Source organism: Paenibacillus sp. FSL L8-0502 (assembly GCF_038593055.1).
Taxonomy (GTDB): Bacteria; Bacillota; Bacilli; order Paenibacillales; family Paenibacillaceae; genus Paenibacillus; species Paenibacillus polymyxa_D.
The window spans coordinates 3,872,042-3,892,151 of sequence record NZ_CP151958.1; the positions used below are offsets into that span (position 1 = coordinate 3,872,042).

Annotated in this window: 15 protein-coding genes and 1 pseudogene; 5 read left to right on the forward strand and 11 right to left on the reverse strand. The window is 43.0% G+C overall.

Annotation, left to right across the window (positions count from 1 at the left end; genetic code table 11):
* The first annotated feature begins 129 nt into the window (after positions 1–129).
* Positions 130–2,391, forward strand: a complete 2,262-nt coding sequence (locus tag NSQ57_RS16780; RefSeq protein WP_069010441.1) for a helix-turn-helix domain-containing protein — start codon at positions 130–132, stop codon at positions 2,389–2,391.
* Between the two features lie 76 nt (positions 2,392–2,467).
* On the opposite strand, the gene NSQ57_RS16785 is transcribed toward NSQ57_RS16780, so the two are convergent.
* The 5 genes from NSQ57_RS16785 to NSQ57_RS16805 all read right to left on the reverse strand — a co-directional run bounded on the left by NSQ57_RS16785 (position 2,468) and on the right by NSQ57_RS16805 (position 8,456).
* The gene (locus NSQ57_RS16785) at positions 2,468–4,009 is read right to left on the reverse strand and encodes an extracellular solute-binding protein (RefSeq protein WP_029515391.1); all 1,542 of its coding nucleotides are present in this window, start codon (positions 4,007–4,009) and stop codon (positions 2,468–2,470) included.
* 111 nt (positions 4,010–4,120) lie between these two features.
* On the reverse strand, positions 4,121–5,014 hold the full coding sequence (locus tag NSQ57_RS16790; RefSeq protein ID WP_340932712.1) for a carbohydrate ABC transporter permease: 894 nt from the start codon (positions 5,012–5,014) through the stop codon (positions 4,121–4,123).
* 18 nt (positions 5,015–5,032) lie between these two features.
* Positions 5,033–6,028 carry an ABC transporter permease subunit gene (locus NSQ57_RS16795; RefSeq protein ID WP_029515393.1) on the reverse strand — a complete coding sequence of 332 codons (996 nt, stop codon included), beginning with the start codon at positions 6,026–6,028 and terminating at the stop codon, positions 5,033–5,035.
* A 207-nt stretch (positions 6,029–6,235) separates the two neighbouring features.
* Positions 6,236–7,426: a copper amine oxidase N-terminal domain-containing protein gene (locus NSQ57_RS16800; protein ID WP_342425038.1), complete on the reverse strand. Its 1,191-nt coding sequence runs from the start codon at positions 7,424–7,426 to the stop codon at positions 6,236–6,238.
* 142 nt (positions 7,427–7,568) lie between these two features.
* Positions 7,569–8,456 carry a DMT family transporter gene (locus NSQ57_RS16805; protein ID WP_039272332.1) on the reverse strand — a complete coding sequence of 296 codons (888 nt, stop codon included), beginning with the start codon at positions 8,454–8,456 and terminating at the stop codon, positions 7,569–7,571.
* A 217-nt stretch (positions 8,457–8,673) separates the two neighbouring features.
* Between NSQ57_RS16805 and NSQ57_RS16810 the strand changes: the two genes are divergently transcribed.
* Positions 8,674–9,423: a YdcF family protein gene (locus NSQ57_RS16810; RefSeq protein WP_318627835.1), complete on the forward strand. Its 750-nt coding sequence runs from the start codon at positions 8,674–8,676 to the stop codon at positions 9,421–9,423.
* A gap of 105 nt (positions 9,424–9,528) precedes the next feature.
* On the opposite strand, the gene NSQ57_RS16815 is transcribed toward NSQ57_RS16810, so the two are convergent.
* Both NSQ57_RS16815 and NSQ57_RS16820 read right to left on the reverse strand, forming a co-directional pair.
* Positions 9,529–9,990, reverse strand: a complete 462-nt coding sequence (locus NSQ57_RS16815; protein WP_039272334.1) for a DUF523 domain-containing protein — start codon at positions 9,988–9,990, stop codon at positions 9,529–9,531.
* 114 nt (positions 9,991–10,104) lie between these two features.
* Positions 10,105–10,267 (reverse strand): annotated as a pseudogene (locus NSQ57_RS16820) (sigma factor); the annotation flags it as partial.
* 241 nt (positions 10,268–10,508) lie between these two features.
* Between NSQ57_RS16820 and NSQ57_RS16825 the strand changes: the two are divergent.
* The gene (locus NSQ57_RS16825) at positions 10,509–11,138 is read left to right on the forward strand and encodes a TetR/AcrR family transcriptional regulator (protein WP_340956197.1); all 630 of its coding nucleotides are present in this window, start codon (positions 10,509–10,511) and stop codon (positions 11,136–11,138) included.
* Positions 11,135–12,109 (forward strand): alpha/beta hydrolase, encoded by a 975-nt coding sequence (locus tag NSQ57_RS16830; RefSeq protein WP_342425039.1) that lies wholly within the window; start codon positions 11,135–11,137, stop codon positions 12,107–12,109. The genes NSQ57_RS16825 and NSQ57_RS16830 overlap by 4 nt, the downstream gene beginning before the upstream one ends.
* A 158-nt stretch (positions 12,110–12,267) precedes the next feature.
* On the opposite strand, the gene sigK is transcribed toward NSQ57_RS16830, so the two are convergent.
* Together sigK and NSQ57_RS16840 are read right to left on the reverse strand one after the other, a co-directional pair.
* Positions 12,268–12,969, reverse strand: a complete 702-nt coding sequence (sigK, locus tag NSQ57_RS16835) for an RNA polymerase sporulation sigma factor SigK (RefSeq protein ID WP_013311218.1) — start codon at positions 12,967–12,969, stop codon at positions 12,268–12,270.
* Between the two features lie 280 nt (positions 12,970–13,249).
* Complete coding sequence (locus NSQ57_RS16840) at positions 13,250–13,621, reverse strand: hypothetical protein (RefSeq protein WP_029515399.1); 372 nt, start codon at positions 13,619–13,621, stop codon at positions 13,250–13,252.
* 217 nt (positions 13,622–13,838) lie between these two features.
* On the opposite strand from NSQ57_RS16840, the gene NSQ57_RS16845 reads away from it, so the two are divergent.
* Entirely contained in the window at positions 13,839–14,348 is a 510-nt protein-coding gene (locus NSQ57_RS16845) for a discoidin domain-containing protein (protein WP_069010434.1), read from the forward strand.
* Positions 14,349–14,397: 49 nt separating this feature from the next.
* Here the strand turns inward: NSQ57_RS16845 and NSQ57_RS16850 are convergent, their stop codons facing one another.
* Together NSQ57_RS16850 and NSQ57_RS16855 are read right to left on the reverse strand one after the other, a co-directional pair.
* Positions 14,398–18,984, reverse strand: coding sequence for a fibronectin type III domain-containing protein (locus NSQ57_RS16850; RefSeq protein WP_342425040.1), 4,587 nt, complete (start codon positions 18,982–18,984; stop codon positions 14,398–14,400).
* 193 nt (positions 18,985–19,177) lie between these two features.
* Positions 19,178–20,056, reverse strand: a complete 879-nt coding sequence (locus tag NSQ57_RS16855; RefSeq protein ID WP_342425041.1) for a hypothetical protein — start codon at positions 20,054–20,056, stop codon at positions 19,178–19,180.
* Positions 20,057–20,110 lie beyond the last annotated feature (54 nt).

A 20,110-nucleotide genomic window follows, 5' to 3' on the forward strand; every position in this document is an offset into this window, starting at 1 on the left:
ACGAAAAATCATTATTTTTCACAAAGAATCGGTTTGTTCACTGTTCTGTTCACAAGATCACACGTATAATGAATACATAAATAGGGTGTACTTTACAGCTACGTGCACACAGACAGGAGGCCTGTTCAAATGAGCAATTTCAAAAAGCATCATAAGCTTCACAGCAAATTGCTGGTCAGCATTACGTTATGTATTACGCTAACGTTGCTGGTATCCACCACTGTGTATTATTTTTACTATATTCGTGTGGAAAAGGAGCAGGCATTCGAGGCCAATCACAACAGCTTGACGTTGAGAAGCAGAGAGGTTATTAACATGACATCTATCGCTCAATCGTTGGCATTCCAAATGTATCGCAGCAGTACCCTATCCAAGTTGTTGTATTATCCCAAACCTAATGTATATGATGTAACTGCTGCCATGACCGAATTGAACAATTATCTTAACTCCATGCCGTATATCGAATCCATCTACGTGTTTAACCCTAAAAGCGGCACCTTCTACATTGCGTCTTCACAAGGTCAAAACGGGTTATTTAGCAAACATGAACTGGCTGATACAGATATCATTCGCGTACTGGATCATTATCAGGACTATAAACCCTTTACGCCTATTCCACGCACGTATCCGCTGCTGACTGCCTCAGACTCCAGAGCTGGAGTAGAGCAAGCAAGCCCAGATATCGCAGCCTATACGTATTTATGTTATGACGCAATTAACTCGAACGAAGCGATAAATTCGGCTGTGATTGTGAATGTGTCGGCGGCCTGGATGAACAAGGAAATGGCGGCGAATCCAATCTCAGGCGGGACCGCTTATATTTTAGACGATCAGGGCAGGCTGTTGTCTGGTACAACATTGACAGACGAAACTTTGAACGAAAAAGAGCAGCTATGGTTGCATACGAGAGTCAAAAAACAAGAAACAGGCTATTTTGTAGAAGACTTTCATGGTAAAAGATCACTCATTTCCTACACCTCCCCGGACGGACTAGGTTGGCAGTATATTAGTGTCACACCATATGAAAGCGTTATCAAAATGGCGAGTGTTATTCGTAATGCGATGTTACTGATAGCCGCCATCATTGCATTGGCAGGATTCGTGGCTTCGTGGCTGCTGTCCAAAATGCTGTATACGCCTATTGGCCAAATCGTTGTGCATATGAATTCACTGGAATCGGAGAAACGAAACAGTATGTACACGATCCGGCAAAACATTTTAAGAAATGTGATTCGGGGAATTCAAAATATCCCTGCCAGTGAAGAACCGGAACGATTGCGCGAGCTTGGGATTACGTTCCAGTTCGACAAAGACTACCGCCTTGTGCTGCTACGCATAGATGAATATACCCGATGGCAAAGCGAACGTGGACCTGATCTGCTACCCTATAAGTTTGCAATTATGAACATTGCTTCTGAAATATGCGGACAGACGTACCGGGTGGAGACTGTTGATATGGATGAGGACAGTGTACTGCTGATGCTTAACATTCTCGATCCCGCAGAACATACAGACACTGTACTACTAGAAACTTTATTACGCCAAATACGCGAAGCTTGCTTTGAATATTTGAAGCTGAGCGTTTCACTGACTTACAGTGCCATCACGAGTCAACCAGAACGGCTACATTTGCTGTACCGCCAGGTACAAGACGCATCTATGCACCGATTTTTTCAGGGACATGGCTGCATTATTAATGCGCAAAACACTACAGATGAAGATATCCAAAATACTTACGTATATCCAGCCGATAAAGAGAAAAAAATGCTGGATATGCTACTGTCTGGTCATACGGAGGATGCACACAGTATGATCAAAGAATTATTGATGCATATGGAAAAATATCCGTTTTCCTCTATTCGAGAGGCGATATCCCGGCTCATCATGAGTGTGAATAATGCTGTTCGGCATATCAGTGAGCTCAATGGATTTGCTATAGAATCTAAACCTGAATTACCATCCGCAGATCGGTTAGAGACCGCTGAAAACCTTATTGATCATTATCAATTGGTCTTTGATCATATTCGCTCCAGTCTATCGGAAAAACGAAACACGAAACAGGAACGTTTGGTGCGACAAATTAATGAACGAATGGAGCAGGCCTATACGGATCCCAATTTTTGTCTCAATCAGATTGCGGAAGAGCTGGATATGTCGCCGATCTATGTCAGCAGGCTATATAAGCAACAGACCATGTCTACTATCGTTGACGTCATCCAACAACTCCGTATTCGCAAGGCCTGTGAGTTACTGGAACAGACCGACTGGTCCGTGGCTGACGTAGCAGAACAAACCGGATTTGCAAGCAGCTCTTATTTCCATCGCATGTTCAAACGTAGCTTGGGCGTAACACCGACAGATTTTCGCCGTTCTAGAGCAAATGCGCAATAAGTAAACTGACATAAAAAAAGCAAGCCTCCAACTTTCTGGAGACTTGCTTTTCTTCTTTATCACAATTCTTTAGGTTTTATTTAATCCCCTTCTCCTTTACATAAGCTTCCCATTGTTTTGTATATTCGGTTTGAATTTTCTCCAAACCAGCTTGGTTTGCCTTTTGCAAGAAGGTCTGCAAGCCTTGATCTACATTGTCGATCAGTCCAGCTTGGAGTGGATACAGATATTGCTTCTCAACCTGTTCTAGAGCTGCTTTTTCTGCTTGGTAGGTTGTGTAGTCCTCTGCAAAGCCGGTAAACAGGTCAGGCTTCTGAATTTTATCCAGCTCAGCAAAAATCTTTTTCACACGGTCAAAGCCTGAATCAAACAGCATATATTCCGGGTTACGCCAAGCCCAACTGTTCATACCTTCGCGTGAAAATCCATTAGAACTGCCGCTACCTATCATATGGTAGTAACCATCTTTGACTTCGTAGTTTTTGCCTTCAATACCATATTGCGTGAGCAAGTTATAGCGTTTGTCCGTCACAAGCTTTTCATAAAAAGCTAATGCGCGCGCCGGATTTGGGCTGCTTTTTGGAATTGCAAAGCCGTTATGAATCGGATGCACTGGAGTTGCATAACCTGTCGTCAAAGGGAATGGGTAATACTCGAGCTTCCAGTCCGGGTGAGATGCTTTGAGCTTAATGACCATATCATTAAACCGGGTTGGATTGTCACCGAAAATACTCGCTGCTTTACCAGAAGTCACTTGATCCTGAAGCGTATCTTTTACGTTTAATACATTTTTGGGAATGAATCCTTTATCGGCCCAGCGTTTGTAAGTATTCAGCTCTTCTTTTTGCTCATCCGAGCCCCAAAATTTATAAACCTCTGTTGGTTTTTCATATTTAATACCAATGCCATAAGGCAAGGCACCTATACTCTTCGTTACTAATTCGGTATATCGGTCATGTAGATTTCCCTTGATATCGCTGTTCAGAGATACGGTTTTCATATTTGGTTCATGCTGACGTATCCCATCCATATAAGCCTCGTAACTTTTGATATCTGTCGGTTTAGGCAAATTGTACTTCTCTCGTAAATCCTCACGCCATACAAAGCCGTTAGTGACATACTCTTTATACGTGCCAGGCACGGTATAAATTTTGCCTCCGATTTTAACTCCATCCCACATGTCCTGAGGCACAAATTTTTGCAGGGCAGGTGCGGCCTTAGGCAGCAGATCGTCTAGCGGCAGGAATGCGCCCTTCTTGGCATAGGCCTGATACTGCGTCCAATCTGCAGTGAATATCAGGTCGATAGGCTGACCCGAAGACAATAACAGCTTATATTTTTGATCCCAGTCTGTCCACGTCGTATAGTTAAATTTGACGGTGGCATTCAGATCTTTTTCCGCCAACTTATTAATCTCTGCCTCAATGGTAGACAGATCCTTAGGAGCATCACCCAGCATATAAAATTGCAGCTGCACTTTTTGGGATTTATCATCCTCTCCATTTGCTTTTTGTGCGCTGTTTCCGCTACCGCCTCCACATCCGGCTAATAGCGCCATGATGACCATTACTGCAATCAGGATGGACATGCGTTGTTTTCTTTTCTTTGTGAATGTCATGTGAATCCTCCCTTTGAAATGGTAGTCTGTTTAAATAAAACGCTTACAAAAAGTGCTGCTTTGATGGCATACCGTCAGCACGTTATGCCATCTCAGCCCGTTAGTGTCGCTTCAGCCTTTTACCGCGCCAATGGTCAGCCCCTTGACAAAGTAACGCTGAATGAACGGGTACAGCAGCAAAATGGGTCCAGTAACCACGATCGCCATTGCCATTTTCGTCGATTCTGTCGGCATATCATTGGAAAGGGACACACCAGTACCTGCACCCATTTGAGCGATAAATTGCATGGAGTTAATTACATTATACAGATAATATTGCAACTGGTATTTATGCGGATCGTTAATAAAGAGTGAGGATGAGAACCAGTCATTCCAGTAAGCCAAGGCCAGAAACAGCCCCACAGTGGCAATACCCGGTGTAGATAAAGGCAGTACAATTCGATAGTAAATTTTAAAATCACCTGCACCATCTATTTTAGCGGACTCGAACAGCTCTTCCGGCATGGAAGAACGAATGAAGTTTTTCATTAAAATGATCAGAAACGGAGTCATCAATCCCGGAAAAATAAGCACTGTATACGTATCAAGCAATCCTAAATACTTCGTCAGCATAATGTACCAAGGTACCAACCCGCCCCCGAACAGCGTCGTAAAGTAAATATAGAAGGAAAACGCATTGCGGTATTTAAAATCTTTGCGTGCCAGCACATATCCTGCCATCGTCATCAGGAACAGGCCCAACGTCGTACCTACAACCGTGGTAAAAATCGTCACCCCGTACGCCCTTAACACCTCTTCAGGAAAGGTGAACACCGTCCGGTAACCTTCCAGTGAGAATTGCTGTGGTATAAAGTGATATCCATCCCTGATAATCGATTCATTACTGGTCAGTGAAGCCGAAATAATAAGTAGGAACGGGAGTAAACAAGCAATGGAAGCCATAATGATAATCACATAAGAGATAATTTTAAAAATTCGGGTGTATACATCCTCTTTGATCGCCATCCGTTTGGGTCCTCCTTTCTAGAATAAGGCATACTCGTCGTTCAACTTACGGATGATATAGTTCACAGTCATGATCAGTACAAAGCCGAACAAGGATTGGTATACGCCTGCCGCCGAAGCCATACCCACATCAAAAGTCACTTTCAGCGATCGGTACACATAAGTGTCCAAAATATCCGTCGTATTGTACAGCACCCCATTGTTGCCGATTAACTGATAGAAAAGATCAAATTGTCCTTTCATAATACTACCAAGCGCAAACAACAGCAGCACAACGAATGTCGATTTAAGCATAGGAACGGTAATGTACCAGATTCGTTGAAAAATGTTGGCTCCATCCATTTTAGCTGCCTCATAATATTCGTCACTGATACCTGTAATCGCTGCTAGATAGATCACCATACTGTAGCCAAGATTTTTCCATAAATAGAATAGGATAATCAGGAAAATCCATACCCATGGTTTGTTGTATACATCCACGCGTTCACCACCAAGTTGCAGCAGCAGCGTATTCAGAAAACCATTATCATAATTAAATATGTTATACACGATGACACTTAGAATAACGAAAGAAACAAAATAAGGCAGGAACATCACAGATTGAGCGATCTTTTTAAAGTAGCGGCCTCGCAGCTCATTTAGTAAAATAGCGAGAACAATCGCTAACACGTTACCAAGTAAAATAAACGCTGCGTTGTATCCGACCGTATTCAATGTCAGTTTTGTCAGCGTGCCGGATTGCCATAAAAAGCGAAAATTTTGGAGTCCGACGAACTTGGCATCAAACAGGCTGGTATTAAAGTCGAACTGGGTAAATGCATAATAAATACCCACCATAGGAATGTAGGAATTAATGAAGAAAAAAATTAAAGTGGGCAACAACATCAGAAATAATACTCGATTGCGGAACAGTTCATAGAAAAAACCGTGTTTTCTACCCGTTCCCAGCCTCTTACCGTTCAGGCGGGAATCCGCTGTAAGCATTGCAGAATTTTTGGGCATAGGCTGATTCAATGTGAGTCACTCCCCCTCTGTATACGTTGCCGACAGCAAGGTTTGTAGCACTGCCGCCGTATAACTATATTTTATGTAAGCGCATTCAAAATAAAAAGTGAAGCCTCTCATGCTTCATGAACAAAGGAGTGACCTGAGGAGTGAACAATTCGGATATTTGTGAAGTTTTATGTAATATGAGGCGTCTGATCGACGCCTTAAACCCATTCACAAAGCATATTTGAACGTTTGAGGCCGTCCTTTACTATCATGTAGCTCGAAGCGCAGTTCACCGTCATTTTTGTTCTGACCGATAAACTTAATACCATCTTCCCTGGATCCGTTCAGTTGCTCAGGAGCTAATTGAAGCAACTCATACACCAACAATGACTGGTGGGTTTTAAGATTAATTAATATTAAAAAGCCCTCATCATTCGATCTGGCAAGAATAAACCCCTCGCCCATGCCTTCCACCGCAAAGCTGTCCTTCAAACGACCGGAAAGCTTCCCCATATTCCATATTTCTTTTACAGAACCATTAGCGCCAATCAGACGAACGGTCTGTCCATCGTTCATGACTGCTTTACCATTATAAAGCTTGATATTGTTGGCATTAAAATTCCAATAATGAGCCTTTGCCTGACGAAGTACCTTGCCTTTCTGGACGAACAGCGTATAAAAATCGTCATTAATCATGGGCTCGCCATACGCTTGCCATACCGTAACCAAATCTGCATCCTCCGTAACCTTGGTTGATATGATTTTCGTCATGCCAAAATAATCTTCTTTCAATTTAATATTTGTTGGACTGAGCGCACGGATACGGCCGCCATCCTCTTTATGGTACAATACTCCGCTGCTTGCATCCAGCAAATAGCCCTTGCTTTCCTCCGATTCCCCAACCAACTGAGGATAGCTTATGCTAGCCATTCGTTCGTTTTTCTTCCATTCGAGCTTGCCCCCGACCACATCACTGATAAATGCCAGAGGAACATAAAGCGTTCCACGAATGCTACTGGCTGAAACGTCGTAAGTAACCTTCCTGTTATGTACAAAACCTATATTGGAGTTAGCCTTTATTCGACCGGAACCCAGACTGGCTATACCATTGGTAAGTGTAAGCGTCTGTGTTTTGGGGTCATAATCCGTGGCTATTCCTGGCAGAGCAGCATCTGTAATAGGAATCATGACCTGTCCCTTGTTTATGAATGACTCTCCTTTGGGAAACGACATCATATTTCCGTTAAAATAAACACGGACACTTGCAGTTCTCTGACCTTGCTTTATAGATGCAGAAGTTCCCGCTGCCTGAGCACACTCTCCATCGTTCAGTCCGATTGCCACACTTGCCAATAAAACAAATGCAACTATTATCCGCTTGGCAGACTTATACCGTTTGACATTTTGAAGCTGGATCATGCTTGAACCCCTCCTTATAGATCAAATTCGTTTCAGCCGAACCCGTTTCATTCTTCCTAAAATTCGCCGGACAGGTGTTAAAATCCTCTAAAAAAGGACCCTGCTACCTGCGCAGAGTCCTTGCTTGTACCATATCCTATTTTCAAGCTTGTCGTACTACTCTCACTCTGCGATTCACCAAATAAATGCTAAGCCCGATTAAGATCAACCCGATCAGCAGGAAAGCCGTAATCGCTTCGCCCAGCACCAACGAGCTGACAAACACCGAGATCACAGGCACCAAAAACGTATAAGATGCAACCTTGCTCGCATCCCCTGAATTAACAAGTGTGAAATACAGCAACCAGGAAAGAGAAATTCCCAGCACCGTGCCGAATATCAGCCCTGACACATACGGGACATTCCATACGATATCTGACCAGCTTTCCGTTACCGTTCCAGCTCCCGTCAGCACGACGCCTCCCAGTGTACATTGAAATGCAACCAGCCACAGCGAATCCACACGCTGGTTTACTTTTTTCACATATACCGTTCCCAATGCCCAGCTCACGGCTGTAATAATGGCGAGGATTACACCTGCCATAGCCACATGTCCTGAAAATCCGCCGACACTGACAGCCGCAACGCCCAAAAATCCGATGACCAATCCAAGCACTTTAAGTCTGGACATCGCTTCCCCTAGCCACATCCATGCAAAAATGCCGACCAGTACAGGCTGGAGATATACCAGCACAGAAAACAAGCCAGAGGGGACGTACATCAGTCCCACCGTTTGCAGACCATAAAACAATACCACGTTAAAAATACCTGAAATAGCATACACCCGCCAATTTTCTTTCCAACGAATGCGATTCCATCTCGGTACTAAAATCACTCCCAATAGCAGACCGCCCAGCAGTGTACGTAGTCCTGCAAACAATAGTGGAGGTGTGAATTCCAATGCAACTTTATAAATGGGCCAAGAAATGCCCCACAATACAACCAGTAGCGCGATCATCATCATCCGCTTGGCTGTCGTTAACTCTCCCATGACGCTATCGCTCCTCTATGAAAAAAATCACTAGACTTTATATACTACGCCTACAGAACAACTTTATCAAACAAAAAATATGTATTGGAAAGCTCCAACTTTCATGCCCGCTTGTTCATCGAGGTATGTCTTCGGACAGAGGAATCCAGTCAGTTGCCTATGTTACAATATACCAAAAAGACAGATAAAGCTTATAAGGATAGGAGGTTGTCTGCACTTGATTTATATCATCAAATTTTTGTACAGCTTTGTGCTCCCTCCCGGTTTGTTCATCCTCGTGATGGCAGGGCTCGTGATTTGGCTATGGAAAAGGGCACGTATACCTGCGGTCGTACTGCTTCTTGTCACATTGCTGCTGTATGTTTCCTCGACCAATCTGGCTGGAGATTTGTTAATCAGTAGCCTGGAAAAACAGTACCCACAACCCCGTACTGTTCAAGGCGATGTCATTGTTGTGCTTGGGGGCGGAGCCACACAGGGAACCCCCGACATCAATGGACAAGGCAATCTGCTAGGATCTGCGGCTAATCGACTGCTCACTGCGGCCAGATTGCATGAAGCAACAGGCTTACCCATTCTTTTCTCCGGCGGGCAAGTGTTTGGAGACAGTGGTAATGAGGCGAATATTGCACAAAGACAGTTACTGGGACTCGGTATTCCGGCAAAGGACATTCTGATCGAAAACCGTTCTTTGAACACACAGCAAAATGCCGTATATACATCGCAAATTTTAAAAAAACATCAACTCACTAGAGCTGTTCTGGTGACCTCCGCTTTCCATATGCCCCGTGCTGCACTGGAATTTCAGCGTGCAGACATGCAGGTCGTAGCTTATCCTACCGACTATCTGGCAAGTGAAAAGCTGTCACTGTATGCTGGCAAACTCTCGCCGTCTGCTGGAGCCATGTCTACAACCGGAACAGCCCTCAAGGAATACTTGGGGATTCTTGCATTAAAGCTTAAATAATGTGATGTCTATATCATATAGCGGCATACAGCACAAACAAGCGTCTTACGCTCCGCAGGTATAAGCCTGTAAGCTAGCAAGGCGCTTGATTTACCATTACATATTCTAATCCAAAAAAATATCCGAAATTTGTTCTTCCGATATGACCTTAAAGCCTTCCTTTTTTAACAAAGCCGAGGTTACCCCATTACCAGCTATTTTACGATTTTCGAATGACCCATTATATATTGCTGCTGATCCGCAGGACGGGCTGTTTTCTTTTAAAACAACATGCGTTGCGTTAACCTCTCTGGCTATATTCAAGGCTTCGTACGCACCCCTAATGTACATATCGCTGACATCGTTGCCTGAAAACTCGACCACCTTGGCTGTGCCGTTCAGCACATCCTCGCCTGTCCCTCCAACAATCTCAGCAGGCTCTCTCGGAGTCACAAAGCCCCCCAAAAGCTCAGGACAGATTGTCACAGCTTTCTTTTCCTCTACCAACTTCTGTATATATACATCCAGGCTATCCGTCCCGTTATATCGTACCTTCATGCCCGCCAAACACGAACTTACCAGAATCATTAGTTCCACCTCATATCCATTACATTCACTATTAAGTAGTTAAAGTATAAACAAATTTTCTCGTAGAGTCATCGTGCGAAAATTTTGACTCGCCTCAACGTCTGCGTTCCGTAAGAGTGATACGTCTTTGCATGTTTTTCAGAGATCGCAAATGCATCAGGATTTCATTTTCTATACAACGGGCTGCAAATGTTGCCAGCTTGGTGCCTTTCCCAGTCTGAAAGCTTTCAATGTCCTTCATCAGGCCGATGGTACCGAAGGGTATGAGATCCTCCAAATATTCATTGTTTTATTCATTTAAGGAAGGTGGAGCGTGTACTCATCCAAAATAACCTGATAAAACAAGCCGGAGGCGCATGTTGGGCAGCCTTCGGCTTATTTTTATATGTTGAGGTTCATCCTGCTCGTAAGTAAGATAAATTTCACTCTTGCTATAAGTCATAATTTAATATATATTATTAATTAAATAATCATTCATTTAATTAATTGAAGTTTAGTTTAAAGAGAGGAGAATACATTTGGCAAGACCCATTAATGAAGAAAAAAGACTGGAGCGGCGTAAACGTATTCTAGAAGAAGCTGTTGTCCTGTTCGCAGAAAGTGGATATTCTAATACCACAACGGCGATCATTGCGCAGAGTGTGGGAGTGACTCCTGGAACCATTTTTCAATATTTCCCCAGCAAAGAAGCTTTATACTACGCTGCTGTCCTTGAGCCGCTTGCTGATATTCAGGCGAAATCACTTGCTTGTCTACAAAAAGAGGGGACGCCGGGCGTATTGATTAAAAGCATGGTGGCAGAACAATTCAACCATATCTACTCCTATATAAATGAATTGCGACTTGTTCAATCTGTCTTAGGACAACGAGTAAAATTCCCCGAACTTACACAGAAGGTCCTTGAAAGTATAAAGGTAATGACAGATGCGATCGAATGCGTCTATGCCAAGGGACAGTTAATGGGAGAATTCAACAAAAGCTTTTCTCCAGCAATGATCTCTCGTGCCTATATCTCTTTCTTAAATGGAGTGGGCTTAACTCTTGGAGAAAGTATTATTCATCATCCCGAGTGGGAAAATCTGAAGGGGCATGCCTTTTATTTGTTCGCACCCATACAACCTAAAGAAAAACTGGAGGAGTCTGAATGAGTCAAGCATCATTACAACCCGATCTGACATTTAACGTTCGTGTGAAAAAACGAAAGAAAATTTTATGGAGCCTAGGGATCGTGCTTTTGCTTGTGACGGCTCTTGTATTTTTTATATCTTATAAAGTAGTAGACACCTTGTTGCACCATCCTAGAGACACTAATGTCAGCTACGGATTAAATATCGATAAAACTCCCTATGAAGAGGTCGAGTTCAAGAGTGAAAAAAATGATAATACGATTAGAGGTTCCTTCTTTCCTGCAAGTGGTCTTTCTGGTAAATCAAGTAGTAAAACGATTATTGTCGTCCATGGATATACGAGCAATCGTTTAGTCAAAGGGCGGACCCAAAAGTTAGTAGAGCACTTCGTTCCGAAAGGCTACAATGTATTGGCATTTGACCTCAGTTCACAAGGTAAGTCCGATGGTGATTTGATTACGCTAGGCCTCAATGAAAAATATGATTTGCTAGGAGCTGTAAGCTATTTAAAATCGAGAGACCATACGGGTGATAACATTGGAGTTATCGGTTTTTCAATGGGTGCTGCTACTTCTTTGCTAGCCGCAAGTGAAAGTGATGACATCAAAGCCGTAATTGCGGATAGTCCTTTTCGTAATGCTGGTCTATTTCTGAGAGAGGGTTTGCCCTTCTTTTCAGGTTTACCTGCGTTTCCATTCAGTTATACATCGACATGGATGGCAAATTGGGCCTTTAAGGTTGATCTTGATTCCATATCTCCTATGGATGCGGTAAAAAAGATGCAAGACAAGCCAGTTATGCTCATTCATGGTACTGGAGATCAGCAAATTAGTTATAAAAATACAGAAATTATTTACGAGTCCTTAAAAGATAACCCAAAAGCAGAAGTATGGTACCCGCAAAATACGGAGCACATCGATGCCATCAACCATTACCCCACTGAATATTTCAAAAGAGTAGATCGCTTTTTGGATGAATATGTAGGGAAATAAATTCAATCCAAGAGAGCCAACTAGCTGAACGAGTAACCACACTTATAGGAAAATTCCCTAGCGCTTTTCAGCGTAAAGAAGCAAGTAATTGAATTATGAAAAAGACCTAAAAAGGCCCTGTAAAGGGCCTCAATCGGGTTCATATATCTCCTTATCCATTACCCCTTCTGCTTGTAAAATTCATGGTACAGCTTCATTAATGCACGCTTTTCAATGCGGGACACATACGAACGCGAAATCCCCAGCTCTCTGGCGATTTCCCGCTGTGTACGTTCTTCACCTCCGGCTTCCAGGCCGAATCGACCAATAACTACTTCTTTTTCACGCTCATCTAAAATATCCAGGTTGCGATAGATTTTACTCTTCTCGATTTTGAGCTGTACTTTATCTACAATATCGTCCGCCTCGGTGCCGAGGATATCAATCAAAGTAATCTCGTTGCCTTCCTTATCAGTCCCTATAGGATCGTGAAGTGATACGTCTTTGCGTGTTTTTTTCAGGGATCGTAAATGCATCAGGATTTCATTTTCTATACAACGGGCTGCAAATGTTGCCAGCTTGGTGCCTTTCCCGGTCTGAAAGCTTTCGATGGCCTTGATCAGTCCGATGGTGCCGATGGATATAAGGTCCTCCAAATCTTCACCGGTGTTATCGAATTTTTTCACAATATGGGCCACCAGCCGTAGGTTATGTTCAATGAGTGTGTTACGAGAGTGTGCGTTGCCTTCGGCAAAAAGCTTTAGGTGTCGAGCTTCCTCTTTCTCAGTCAATGGCTGCGGAAAGGCGTTGTTTTTCACGTAGGAAACGAGTAGCGTCAATTCCTTGATGAACAGAGCGATAGCGCTAAATAGTCCGGGCACGGATGACACCTCCTGAGGTAGTTGCGAACTTACCGGCCTTTGTTACTTACCGGGCTTGCGGTCTGTTTATTGTATGTAGGCAGGTGCCCATCCGTGCCTGTACTCCGAAAACTGCTCTGTAACAATTTGCCGGATATCTTTCTAGAGCAACTTCCAATACTTGATCCGAAACGTAGAGATCTCTTCGACACAAATCAACGCACTCCATATAGGCAGAGAGAAACCCGGGATAGCTTTACATTATTCATCACTTGGTTTCCCATTTTCTTTCAGCAGAGTATTAACTTCTTTCTAAATATGACAATGGGAGTGGAGAATAGACCATTGTATCTCCATCTTCATCACGTTTTAAAACAATAGCAAACTCAGCACCATTACTTTCATCACCTCTTGGCAACGGGAATATCATAGCCGGACAACGCAACTCATAATTATGAGGAAATTCTTTTCGAAAGTTCTCTAAAGCATAATTCAAAATCGCATCTATTTTGTCGGTAAGCACATTAAATCCGCCTATTACAAAATCATTGTATTCTTGGGAAGCGGTGTACTTCTCAAATAATTTTCTTTTATATTCCTCAACAGTACTAAAACAAACTTCCCAATCCAAAGGGAATATGCCATTTCCCAAATAATAAGTGTATATTTTCATATTCAATCCATTTCCTTTCTCGCACCTCATTTAGTTATTTATATTCTAAACATGCAACTCTCCGCCCGCAAATGAGTTTGCTATTATGATGTCAGACCGCTTAAACACTAGTATGCATTCCATGATCAAGGAATATATTCATAGAGAGTTTCATATAAATGATATATATCAACCTTTTCAACACATTCAAAAATTAAACTTAAGGAGGAATTTCAACATGGCAAAATTCAGTCAAAATCCAGACAACTATACTTTTTCCATGGATCCTGTTGTTATAGCAGAGGAAAATGTATCAACCAACGGAGATTCCAAAAATACTTTTCCGAAAAATGTTTTAATTGATAATAATCTCTATTGGGAAAGCAGCTTAAACGGTAAAGGTGGAGAAATCATCTTTAAATTAGATACAGGTAAGACGATCAATGATATTCTTTTAGCTCAGCCATCTTCTCGAGCTTTTATACTTTCATTTTCTTTTCACGGCTCTAGAGACGGAGAAAATTGGTTTAGGTTAGGTGAAGTCGAAACTTTGCCAACCACTGCAAAAACAACCTATCAATTTAGTAATGAGATTCCTTTTTCATATTATAAAATAACTGTACTTTCATCGGGAATGAGTAGTACAACCTCCTATTATGGTTTACGATATGTTCAGCTAAGAACCGCACTCATTAATGGCGTTCCTGCCTACAGAGCATCCAATCTAAACCCCGCTATTGCGGAATAAGTTAGTATACACAAAAAAGGGGCTGGCCAACGCCGCCCCTTGATTCATTCTATTTCATTTGAAGCATGTTATAAATCATCTCTGCTGCTTCTGCACGTGTGACCTCCTGTTTGGCACGGAAGCTACCATCTGGATATCCTTGTACTAAATTAATTTCGGTTAGACCAAGTACATCCTTTCTGGCCCACTCTACAATTTGAGAGGAATCTGAGTATGCACTGCTTTCTTGCTGTGGTGTAGCCTTGACAATGTTATTCACCATTTTAGCCGCCTGCTCACGGTTAATGACCCGATCTGGGCCAAATTCTCTATTACTAAACCCGCGAGCAACCTGATCTTTAATCGCCGTTTTGAGCAGATCAACGTACCACGCCGATGGATTGATATCCTCGAAGCCTAAAGTCACATCCGTTTCGAGCGGTAATTTCAAGGAACGGACCAGCATAGAGGTAAACTCCATACGTGTTACAGGTCTGTTCGGCTCAAATAGCGTGTGGGTTGTTCCCTTTACTACACCTAAATCAGCAAGCACATTTATTTTTTCTCTATTAAATATCCGATCAATGTCACTAAAACGATTTGGCTTCTTTTCAACGGTTGAATCTTGAATGTGCTCTGTTTCTATCGGTTCCTTTATAACAGGCTGAATCGGTTTTACACTCTCCGCCCCTCCTGCTCCGCCACCTGCTTCCACAGTATTACCCGTTGTTTTGCCATTCGCTTGTTTTGCCTCTGTGCGTTTTCCTTGACTATTTTCTGCCCAAAGTTGAACGGTATACAACCGCTTCTCTTTAAGCTGTCTCCAGATATAGCCTCGATCCTTACCACGATATAGCTCTGTTCCTCCTTCACTGGCGAGGACGAAAATATCATTCTCATGGTCAGATTCCCAATGGATGATAAACTCACTATTCGTTGTTTCCATCTTCGAAAACGCAAATGCTGGAGACGGCAGCGTCTCCACTTCACCTTCTGTCTGCTTACCCTCACCACTTGTGTTCAATGGCTTGACGGTAATACGATACAATGTAGAACTATCCAATCCATCTACTTTAAATTCATGGGTGGTCGTATGACCGATAAGCATCTCGTTTTGGTAGACATTGTAGGCATCTGCACCCGGAGCTTCTTTCCACGTAACAACCAAATCGGTATCTGTTACTTTTTTCACAGTCAATCTACTGTCTGATATCTGACCTGGCAAAGCGTGATACGTAAACGGAGCTAAATTACCTGCCCCCGTTGTATTCACGGCCTGTATACCAAACGAGTAAATCATACCAGGCTGGATACCTGAAAGCTTAATATGGGCATCTCTGGTGTTAAAAACTTCCCCCGTATCTTTACGGGTTACAGTATATTGATAAGCGCTCTTGATTTCATCCCAGCTCAGTGAAATCTGGCCAGCCTCATGTTCTGTAACATTCACATTTTGTACTTCAGGAGGAAGTGTCAGCAGCTCACCCAACGCTGGCTGGCTAAAACCACTACTGTTCCCACTGCTCACTTGAAAATCATAGTTACTCCCACCTGTTAAACCAGCTATAACCACACGTGGTTCCGTACTATAATAATCTTGACCGTTGATCGTCACCTTATATTGAGTTGCCCCATCAACCGAGGCCCATATCAATATGGCATCGTGCTCGCGAACATCTACAGTTGCAAGTTGTACAGCCGAAATCGGTAGTGTTAATGCGTTGATAGAAGTACCCTTACCTGTACCACTTCGATTGTAGGCTCGTATTTTAATATTGGCAGACCTGCCCGCTGGCAAGCCCTCAAAAGTATAAGAATGAATACCACGCGCAACCCGGACCTTCGGTTCATCGTTAACATTCAAGATGTATCCTTCAGCCCCCTGCACATCCTGCCACTCAACACTGACAGCATACACATCCTTCGTCACACCCGATAATGTAGTTACTCGATCAGGTAAAGTGATGACTCCCAGATGAGCATAGTCTCCGAATCCTGTTGCATTTTCAGCGGAAACGTTATAATCATACTCTGTTCCCGCCTGAAGATCAGTATCGGTGAATTCTGTATACACATCGTTATAAACCGATACTTCATTACGTTCTAGGGCATAGTAGGTGGCAGTGATTACAGAATTCCACTTCAAGTCGATTCCATTTTCTCTTACAGTTACATTCCGGAATCCGTTCGGGCTGTCTGGTAGGCTTAGAAAAGATACATGCTTTGCTGTACCCTCTCCAGTGTCATTAATAGCTGATACAGAAATATCGTAATATTTACCAGGCTTCATTCCCGTAATTGGATTATACACATCCTGTGTAACCGTATCCTTAAATATGATTTCTCCCGTACTTACGTCTGCTGCTGTAATATTATATCTGTTAGCTGATGAAACTGGCGTAAAGTCAGCCATGATTTCTGTAGAATGACGAGAGACAGGTCGTAACTGGATATGATCAGGAGCATCAGGTAACGTTAATACATGGACTCGATTGGAATACGCATTGCCTCCTACATGATTACTAGAACGCACTTCATATTCGTATTGTCGTCCTCCTTGTAGCCCTCTATCTGTAAAAGAATTTGTCGGATGCGTAACATCCCAAACCTCATTAGTTGTTATATTTCGGACTGTATAGACGTAACCATCGTCAAGGCCCGACGGGAGTGTCCACTGCAAATCAGCTTCTGTATTTCGTACGGATGTCGCAGAGAGCACAACCGACTGGGGCTGGTTTTGAATGCGAAGTGCACCGCTAACCGTTTCATAAATGTTACCCACCCTATCTTTGACCTTGGCATGAACATACCATTCACCTTCATTTGAAAGATCCATCTGGATTGTTGTGTCAGCTGCAGCATCCCAGTTTTCGGGTGAATCAGGGCTGTTCGTGATTTTATACTGCATTGTGGATGACTCAATCCCCGAATGCTGATCGGCATATCGTATCCTTACAGGAATATGAGTATCTTTCCATTCACGCGAATCCGGCGTCAGTTGGATCGTCGGTGGTTCCAAATCAATATAAGACACCGCGGACACCGGATCGCTTCGATTTCCAGCTGCATCTACAGCTTGTGCAGTCAATTGTATGACCCCCGAACCCTTTAATATTCCCGATGAACCAGACACATAAGCGCCAGAACCTAATTGATATTCATAATGTACTGCTGTAGTATCCGTCGCACCCGATAGAGCAAACTGAACTGGCTTATTGGTATATCGAGTAGGTATCGTCACCTCGGAAAACGTAACTTTTGGAGCCGTTGGCTTGGTTCGATCAATAATAACCGATTGAGTTACGATTGAACTAGACACATCAAGATTATTGATCGTCCGTGCTGATAATTCGTAAATTCCTTCTGTGTTTAATGTAAAAGTACCCTTGTAGGTCAACCACTCCCCAGATGGATTCAAGCGATACTGTGTCATCTTAATTCCATTTATAGGGTCACTTCCTGAATCAATGGTAATATTCACATCACGGTTCGTTGGGCCTGTTTCACTAGCCCGGATGACAGGAGCCGTCGGTCCCTTTTTATCAATAGTGACTTCCTTGCTTACTTCTCGGCTCACATTACCGACGCTGTCAATGGAGCGTGCATGTACCGTGCTTTTACCATCTTTATTCACATGAAACACTTCACTATAATCCTGCCAATCCTGATTCACAACGCCTGTCATACGAAATTGAGTATGGGCTAGTCCAGAATAATCGTCTACACCTGGTTGTAATGAAATCGTATAGTCATTACTATTCCCTGTTGCTTCTATGCTAGGGGGAGTTGGTGGCATCTTGTCTATTCGAACATTCCCGGAAGAAAGGCCACTATACTGGTCATTCACATCCACTGTCCGGGCATAGATTGTATTTACACCATGGTCATAGACAGTGAAAGGCCCGGTGTATGGCTGAAATGCTCCTCCGTTCAGACTATATTCATAGTATTTTAATCCTTCAGGAGCCACATCTCCATCGATCCACACGGTTACAGGGTCTTTGGTCCACCCTGTAACAGCTTGTCCCTCTGCGTCTGCGTGAATCTGGGGTGGTTTAGGCATGAGGTCCGATTTGGGAATAACACGGACCCCAAACTTGGATATTTCATTACTTGTCTGTTGGTTAGTTCCCATCGCTCTGAAATAGCGAACATCCCTTAATGTAATTGAGTCGGTGATATCTATCCATTTTCCCTGGTAATAGCTATCAGCATAGAATTTCCTTACATTAATCCATGTATATAGATTCGTTCCGTTAGGCCTCCAACTGTCGCCTGCGGCGGCATTAGACGTATATATATCGGTATGATAAGACCCTTCAATATAAACAAAAATCTTGTAATCCGAAGCCTTAATAGATCTTCCAATATCAATAAAACGATTTGTCGGCTGTGTAGTCCCATCACATTTATACCTCGCCGAACCCGTGCCAGTGTATACTTCTGTTGCTCCTATCCCATTTCCTGACCAAGAACCCCAACTATCGCCCCCACCCGGCAAATTGTTTTGGCAAAAAGGGCCCCCAATGATCTCCTGAGCAGCAGCGGATACCCTTTCCGGAAATATGGGAATCATCGTTAATAGTAGGACTACAGCCAAAAATCCATACACCCACTTCCTATACTTCCTTACCTTTCGCTTAGTTTTTCGATACATACACTTCTCCTTACTTTATTTTATTTTCAAAGAGTTTTACAAACTCGCTTCGAGTAAAATAGAAAAAGCACCTCAAACGAAGGCGTTAATGCCTAGGTTTGAGGTGCTTCCTCTATATCACGAGTATGTTTTGAAGCTATTATACTTCGTTCCAAGCAGGATGTAAACAGAACTGACAAATTATTTAAGGGTGTTAATGAACTTGAACGCCTAAGCTCCGAAAAAATCCTCGCATATTCTGCATGTAAGAATCCTGAGTAGCGGAAGATTCCTTAAGAAGATTTTGCATGCTGTTCATAAAAGCAGAAGCTGATGTCGTATCCGCTTTGTCAAAGCGATTGTTTAACGGTGTGTTATTTAGCAACTCTGCATTCTGTCCCATACGTTCCTTGTATTTCTCAATCCAATCAGGATGTTGAGGAACTTTTTGCGCAAAATTTAACAGTTGGCCGAGCCCATTTCCTCCACCTTTAATATCATTCATGTACGCCGTATATTTTTGAGGATCGACCTGCTTCATCACTTCCGACAACTTGACATAATCCTCAGGAGCGCCTGACGGACGATCCATTGGAGTCGTGTAGCTAATATCTCCGGTCTCTGGATCAGTGGATCGTGTTAAAGCAATACCCGCGATCTGGTTCATGGTTTCCATAAATTCCTTGGCTTTATCGCCTTCCATGTAATGATCTGCAATATACTTGGATTGGGAAACTCCCATTTCCAGCAGCACCGCGCGCTGCTTCTCATCCGTTACCGTTCCGTCGACAATAAAATTGGATTGAATCATGTTGTATACTGCATTGGACACTTCTTCCGGCTGATCTTCCAAAACCCGGTTTAATGCATCATTGATCTGTGTTGTACCAAAATACTTGGCAGCATGTGACACGATATCCCCTTCAGCCAGCATTCTACCGGCTTCGCTGATCTCCACGGTGTCCTGAACGACGAACCTGGACAGTTTTTCTTCATGGAGCTGGGGAGACGAAACTTGCTTGCTTGCCGGGTCTATCCGTAAGCTACCAGAGCTAAGAACCGCTTGTTGTGCTCTAAGAGGTTCAAAATTCATCCTGTTTCCTCCTGTCATGTTTGTAACAGGCAATCTAAGGCGTATGTATAATTG

Bases quoted from the DNA above. Each gene is read 5' to 3' on its own strand.
- NSQ57_RS16780 (WP_069010441.1), top strand. From the start codon at position 130: ATGAGCAATTTCAAAAAGCATCATAAGCTTCACAGCAAATTGCTGGTC.
- NSQ57_RS16785 (WP_029515391.1), bottom strand. From the start codon at position 4,009: ATGACATTCACAAAGAAAAGAAAACAACGCATGTCCATCCTGATTGCA.
- NSQ57_RS16790 (WP_340932712.1), bottom strand. From the start codon at position 5,014: ATGGCGATCAAAGAGGATGTATACACCCGAATTTTTAAAATTATCTCT.
- NSQ57_RS16800 (WP_342425038.1), bottom strand. From the start codon at position 7,426: ATGATCCAGCTTCAAAATGTCAAACGGTATAAGTCTGCCAAGCGGATA.
- NSQ57_RS16805 (WP_039272332.1), bottom strand. From the start codon at position 8,456: ATGGGAGAGTTAACGACAGCCAAGCGGATGATGATGATCGCGCTACTG.
- NSQ57_RS16815 (WP_039272334.1), bottom strand. From the start codon at position 9,990: ATGATTCTGGTAAGTTCGTGTTTGGCGGGCATGAAGGTACGATATAAC.
- NSQ57_RS16830 (WP_342425039.1), top strand. From the start codon at position 11,135: ATGAGTCAAGCATCATTACAACCCGATCTGACATTTAACGTTCGTGTG.
- NSQ57_RS16840 (WP_029515399.1), bottom strand. From the start codon at position 13,621: ATGAAAATATACACTTATTATTTGGGAAATGGCATATTCCCTTTGGAT.
- NSQ57_RS16845 (WP_069010434.1), top strand. From the start codon at position 13,839: ATGGCAAAATTCAGTCAAAATCCAGACAACTATACTTTTTCCATGGAT.
- NSQ57_RS16850 (WP_342425040.1), bottom strand. From the start codon at position 18,984: ATGTATCGAAAAACTAAGCGAAAGGTAAGGAAGTATAGGAAGTGGGTG.
- NSQ57_RS16855 (WP_342425041.1), bottom strand. From the start codon at position 20,056: ATGAATTTTGAACCTCTTAGAGCACAACAAGCGGTTCTTAGCTCTGGT.